We start from the raw sequence: 1207 nt of genomic DNA, 5'->3' as shown, positions 1-1207 counted from the left end.
TGATCCTGGTGGTTAATTCGATCAGCCAGTGAGGGTGAAATCGAGGCGTGCAAGGTGACTTGTCCGTGTTCGGTCGAGTGGGTGACCGTTCCACCAGGCGTTCAGTCGGATCAGATTGATGGCGGCGGCGCTGAAGGAGTGGTCAAGGTGAGTCTTGGCCAGGCTGCGATAGCGCGCCCGGCGGACCCCCGTCACGGCGGCGGCCTGCCGGATCGTGCCCTCCACGCCGGAGCGCAGGGCGTAGTCGTTCTTCCAGTCCTGGGTCTGCTGCTGGTCGCGGGCGGCGCGCATCGCCTCGGTCAATTCCTGTTGCTGCAGGGATAGTTGACGTCGCTTAGCCCTGGTGCATTGCCCCTTGGAAGGGCAGGGGACGCAGTCGCGGGCCGCGAAGGAGACCACGGTCTTGGACTTGCCGTCTTGCACCACGGGGTTCCAGGTGGCGCTGATGTGCCCGGCCGGGCAAGTGACCTGCTCGCTCTCCCAGTTGATCTGGAAGTCGTCGGCGGCGAAGCCAGCCTTGTCCGTGCCCTGGCGGGTGCGGTCGAGCAGGATCGGCGCGATCAGGGCGACACCGTAGTCACGCCGTGAGGCGACGATCAGGTCGGCGCTGGGGTAGCCGGAGTCGAGGTAGTGCTCGTCCGGCAGCAGGCCACGCCGTTTCTGCTGCCGGTGGATGTCTTCCAGGGCCATGTTGTCGGGCAGTGTGGAGGCAGTGGTGGCGACGTTCGTGATCAGATTCGGGGGTGAGCCCGGAGCGTTGCCGGTGTCCTGGGCCCGACAGCTTTCCGAGATGTGCAGCTTGAACCCGTTCCAGAAGGTGTCGCGCTTGGCCGACCAGCGCGCATCGGTGTCATAGGGCGAGGAGAGGCGGTGTTCACCGGGCGGGAGGCCGTCCCCTCCCTCGGACTGCTTCTCCAGCCGCTTGACCACCTCCCGCCCGTTGCCTGCCGCGGTCCGGGTGTAGTTCTGCAGCAGCACGGTGCGCAGGGTCTGCACCGCGGGCAGCTGGCGCAGCCACGCAGGCTGCCCGGGCGAATAGAGCGCGCTCAGCAGGGCGAAGCCGTCCCGGCCGAAGTCCAGGGCCAAGGCGTCCTTCTTCGTCTTGGAAGTCGGCAGGCGCCAGGTGTCGATGCGTTCCGCGTACCGCTTGGACCAGGAGGCGTCCACGACCTCGGTGAGCCACTGGGGCGCCGCACAGGACAGGGCC

Annotated in this window: 1 protein-coding gene; it reads right to left on the bottom strand. The window is 67.2% G+C overall.

What is annotated here, in order from left to right; all coding sequences use genetic code 11:
- Positions 1–21 precede the first annotated feature (21 nt).
- Positions 22–1207, bottom strand: a 1186-nt coding sequence (locus ACWD6R_RS40615) for a transposase (RefSeq protein WP_451823352.1), incomplete at its 5' end; no start/stop codon positions are given.

This window comes from Streptomyces sp. NPDC005151 (assembly GCF_053599875.1).
Note: the sequence above shows the minus strand (reverse complement) of the source record. Positions and strands in the feature narration are given on the sequence as shown.